Genomic DNA, 4803 nt, shown 5'->3' with positions numbered 1-4803 from the left:
GCCGGGCAGGGCCTCGGCCTCCCTGGCATCCTGTGGCGCCTCGGCCCGTTGGCGTGCCCGCAGCAGGCTCGGATAGTGCAGCACCTCCATCCGCCCGTCGTAATGCTCGACGATCGCGGTGCAGGATTCCACCCAGTCGCCGGTGTTGAGGTAGCGCAGGCCGTCGATCTCGCGGTTGGCCGCATGGTGGATGTGGCCGCAGATCACCCCGTCCGCCCCCTGCCGCCGGGCCTCGTCGGCCAGGAACCGCTCGAACTCGCCGATGAAGTTGACCGCGTTCTTCACCTTCAGCTTCGCCCAGGCCGAGAGGGACCAGTAGGACAGCCCGAGGCGGCGGCGCAGCTTGTTCAGGCCGGTGTTGACGAACAGCGCGAAGCCGTAGGCGCCGTCCCCGAGGTGGGCGAGCCAGCGGGCGTGGCGCACCACCATGTCGAACTGGTCGCCGTGGATGACGAGGTAGCGGCGCCCGTCCGCCGCCTCGTGGATGCGGCTCTCGGCGATCTCGATGCCGCCGAAGGTGGTGCCGATGTAGTCGCGCAGGAACTCGTCGTGGTTGCCGGGCACGTAGATCAGCCGGGAGCCCTTGCGCACCTTGCGCAGCAGCTTCTGCACCACGTCGTTGTGCCCTTGCGGCCAGTACCAGCCCGAGCGGAGCTGCCAGCCGTCCACGATGTCGCCCACGAGGTAGATCGCGTCTGCGTCGTAGTCCTTGAGGAAGTCGAGCAGCAGCCCGGCCTGGCAGCCCTTGGTGCCGAGATGCGTATCGGACAGGAACAGGGTGCGGACGCGGACCGCGCCGTCCGCCTCGGGGCCTTCCGCAGGGCGGGCGTCCTGTCCCGCGACGATGCCTCGGTCTTCCGCCACGAACCTCTCCCGGCACCGGATACGGGGCGAGCCAAACCGAAAACGCGTATCAGTTTGATGACGCCGGGCGTGCGCCCGGATGCTGCGCTGCGGCCGGAGCGTCTCAAGCGGACGGGGCCGGCGCTGCGGCGCACACTAATTTTTTTTCCAACCCACCGAAGTTTTTCCAGTTTTCTTTCCGCAGGTTAGGCGGCCATAATCCGCGCCAGCCGAATGCCGGGCGCCCGACCGGCGCCGGACCATGAGGGAGGACCGGAAGGAAGGTGTCGATGGTTCTGCCGGCGCGCTTGCAGGCGCGGCCCGGCCGACGCATTGAGGTTTCGGCAATTCGGAGGCGACCGGCATGCAGGCATGCCGCGACCGCGAGCGGCGCAAGGCCGCCCTGCCGCTCCGCTTGGCCCGACGATCCGACCCGCGAATGGACGATGGCGGCGGACACCGAATCCGCCCGGACCCGCGTTGCGCGACGTGCCCCGGCACGGCGCGAACCGGTCGTCCTCGCACAAGCGGGTTCCGGATCGCTTCCACCCGCCTGCCGACGCGAGAGCAAGAAACCCGATGCCGGGCGCCCATGCCCGGCGATCGCCACAGCAAATCGGAGGACACACCCATGTCGGCAACCCGACGCCCCGGCCGCAACCACCTGTTCGTGCCCGGCCCCACCAACATCCCGGACCGCGTCATGCGCGCGATGGTGGTGCAGTCCGAGGATCACCGCTCGGTCGACTTCCCGGCGCTGACCAAGCCCCTGTTCGAGGACACCAAGAAGGTGTTCGGCTCGACCACCGGCACGATCTTCCTGTTCCCCGCCTCCGGCACCGGCATCTGGGAATCGGCGCTCTCCAACACGCTCGCCCGCGGCGACAAGGTCCTGGCCTCCCGCTTCGGCCAGTTCAGCCACCTCTGGATCGACATGGCCAACCGCCTCGGCCTCGACGTCGTCGTCCAGGAGGAGGCCTGGGGCACGGGCGCCAACCCGGAGCGGATCGGCGAGGCCCTGCGGGCCGACACGAACCACGACATCAAGGCCGTGATGGTCGTCCACAACGAGACCGCCACGGGCGTCACCAGCGACATCGGCGCCGTGCGCAAGGCGATCGACGCGGCCGGCCACCCGGCGCTCCTGTTCGTGGACGGCGTGTCCTCGATCGGCTCGCTGCCGTTCAAGGCCGACGAGTGGAAGGTCGACTGCGCCATCGCCGGCTCCCAGAAGGGCCTGATGCTGCCGGCCGGCCTCGGCGTGATCTGCGTCAGCCCCAAGGCGATCAAGATCGCCGAAGGCTCGTCCGGCAGCAACGACCGGCTGGCGCGGGTCTACTTCGACTGGGAAGACCACAAGAAGCAGAACCACCTCGGCTACTTCCCCTACACCCCGTCCCTGCCGCTGCTCTACGGCCTGAAGGAGGCGCTGGCCTGCCTGTTCGAGGAGGGGCTGGAGAACGTCTTCCACCGCCATCACGTGCTGGGCGAGGCCACCCGCCAGGCGGTCGCGGCCTGGGGTCTCAAGACCTGCGCCAAGGAGCCCAAGTGGAACTCCGACACCGTCACCACCATCGTGGTGCCGGAGGGCGTGGACGCGGCCAAGATCATCAAGCACGCCTACGTCCGCTACAACCTCGCGCTGGGCGCCGGGCTGTCCGAGGTGGCGGGCAAGGTCTTCCGCATCGGCCATGTCGGCGACCTGAACGAGCTGTCGCTGCTGGGCGCGATCGCGGGCGCCGAGATGGCGATGCTCGACAACGGCATCTCCGTCACCCCCGGCTCGGGCGTGGCCGCCGCGTCGAACTACCTGCGCGAGAACCCGCTCTCCAAGGCGTGAGACCGATCGCGGGGGCCGGCCAACGGCCCCCGCGACATTCCGGCACGTCGACCTAGATGCCTAGGACGCGGGCCCAACAGAAGAACCGGCGATTTCCGCCCGCGCCTAACAGGCAGCGGGCCCTGACCGGACAGACGCCCCGGAGGAACGCCGCCCGCCGCAGGAGAGGGTTGTCCATGACGAAGAAGATCGTATTCCTCGACCGCGAATCCCTTGATGCGAAGGTCCGCGCCTTCGACTTCCCGCACGAATACACGGAATACGACTCGACCTGGACGCCGGAGGAGACCGTCGAGCGCTTGAAAGGCGCCGAGATCGCCCTCATCAACAAGGTGCCGATGCGCGCCGAGGTCCTGAAGCAGCTTCCCGACCTCAAGCTGATCGCGGTGGCGGCCACCGGCACCGACGTCGTCGACAAGGCCCAAGCGAAGGCGCAGGGGGTCACGGTCGTCAACATCCGCAACTACGCCTTCAACACCGTGCCCGAGCACGTGGTCGGCCTGATGTTCGCCCTGCGCCGGGCGATCGTACCTTACGCCAACTCGGTGCGGCGGGGGGATTGGAACAAGTCGAAGCAGTTCTGCTACTTCGACTATCCGATCTACGACATCGCCGGCTCGACGCTGGGCATCGTCGGCTACGGGGCGCTCGGCAAGTCGATCGGCAAGCGTGCCGAGGCGCTCGGCATGAAGGTCATCGCCTACGACGTGTTCCCGCAGGAGGGGCTGGTCGACTTCGAGACCATCCTGACCCAGTCGGACGTAATCACGCTGCACGTGCCGCTCACCCCCGACACCAAGAACCTGATCGGGCGCGAGCAGCTGGCGAAGATGAAGAAGTCGGCCATCCTCATCAACACGGCCCGCGGCGGCCTGGTGGACGAGGCCGCGCTCGCCGAGGCGCTCCAGGACGGCACCATCGCCGGCGCCGGCTTCGACGTGGTGGCGCAGGAGCCGCCCAAGGACGGCAACATCCTGTGCGACCTCGATCTGCCCAACCTCATCGTCACGCCGCACGTGGCCTGGGCGAGCAAGGAGGCGATGCAGATCCTGGCCGACCAGCTCGTGGACAACGTCGAGGCCTACGTCGCCGGCAAGCCGCAGAACGTGGTCGAGGGCTGAGGCCCGGCCCGATGACGAGCGGCTGCCGGGACGGGCAGCCGCGATGGAAACGCTGACTCCGCGCACACGAGCGCGACCGAAGGACCCGAGAGAATGAAAAAACTGCTGTTTCTGTTCGACACGGATGCGGTGCCGAGCGTGTTCGACACGGTCGTCGGCTACGACGGCGGGGCCGACCACATCACCGGCTACGGCGGCGTCACCCCCGAGAACGTCGGCGCGCTGGTCGACGGCACGATCTACACCCGCGGCGGTTCGGAGAAGAAGTCGACGGCGATCTTCGTCGGCGGCGGCAACATGGCGGCCGGCGAGGCGGTACTCCAGGCGGTCAGGAAGCGCTTCTTCGGCCCGTTCCGGGTCTCGACCATGCTGGATTCCAACGGCTCGAACACCACGGCCGCGGCCGGCGTCGCGCTGGTGGCCAAGGCCGCCGGCTCGCTCCAGGGCAAGAAGGCCGTGGTGCTGGCCGGCACCGGCCCCGTCGGCATGCGCTCGGCAGCGCTGCTCGCCGGCGAGGGCGCCGAGGTGATCCTGGCCGCGCGCCAGCTCGACAGGGCACAGGCCGCGGCGGATGCCGTCAACAAGCGCTTCAAGGTGAACGTGACGGCCGCCGCCACCCCCGACGAGGCCTCCCGCGCCGCGATCGTGAAGGGCCAGAACCTGATCTTCTCGGCCGGCGCCATCGGCATCGAGCTGCTGCCGGAATCGGCCTGGAAGGACGAGGCCTCCATCGAGTTCCTGGCCGACTACAACGCCCAGCCGCCGCTGGGCTTCGGCGGGATCGACGCCATGGACAAGGGCAAGGACCGCAACGGCAAGAAGACCTTCGGGGCGCTCGGCATCGGCGGTCTCAAGCTGAAGCTCCACCGGGCCTGCGTCGGCCAGCTCTTCGACAACACCGAGCAGGTGCTGGACGCCGAGGAGATCTACGCCCTGGCCAAGAAGATGGCCTGACGATCCCTTCTTTCCCTCCTCCTTGCGGGGAGGGGTCAGGGGTGG

4 protein-coding genes are annotated in these 4803 nt (G+C 68.5%); 3 read left to right on the top strand and 1 reads right to left on the bottom strand.

Translation table 11 applies throughout. The annotated features are described in order from the left end of the window. Positions 1–846: UDP-2,3-diacylglucosamine diphosphatase (locus COGEMETH_RS25025; protein WP_238185371.1), on the bottom strand; the 846-nt coding region annotated here is incomplete at its 3' end. Positions 847–1474: 628 nt separating this feature from the next. Here COGEMETH_RS25025 and COGEMETH_RS25020 point away from each other — a divergent pair. The 3 genes from COGEMETH_RS25020 (at position 1475) to COGEMETH_RS25010 (ending at position 4758) form a co-directional block, all read left to right on the top strand. Beyond that, positions 1475–2683, top strand: coding sequence for an aminotransferase class V-fold PLP-dependent enzyme (locus COGEMETH_RS25020; RefSeq protein ID WP_238185370.1), 1209 nt, complete (start codon positions 1475–1477; stop codon positions 2681–2683). A 176-nt stretch (positions 2684–2859) separates the two neighbouring features. Beyond that, positions 2860–3804: a D-2-hydroxyacid dehydrogenase gene (locus COGEMETH_RS25015; RefSeq protein WP_238185369.1), complete on the top strand. Its 945-nt coding sequence runs from the start codon at positions 2860–2862 to the stop codon at positions 3802–3804. Between the two features lie 93 nt (positions 3805–3897). Next, positions 3898–4758, top strand: a complete 861-nt coding sequence (locus tag COGEMETH_RS25010) for an NADP-dependent methylenetetrahydromethanopterin/methylenetetrahydrofolate dehydrogenase (RefSeq protein WP_238185368.1) — start codon at positions 3898–3900, stop codon at positions 4756–4758. Positions 4759–4803 lie beyond the last annotated feature (45 nt).

This window comes from Methylobacterium trifolii (assembly GCF_022179685.1).
Lineage (GTDB): Bacteria > Pseudomonadota > Alphaproteobacteria > Rhizobiales > Beijerinckiaceae > Methylobacterium > Methylobacterium trifolii.
This window is presented reverse-complemented; position numbering and strand designations above follow the sequence as displayed.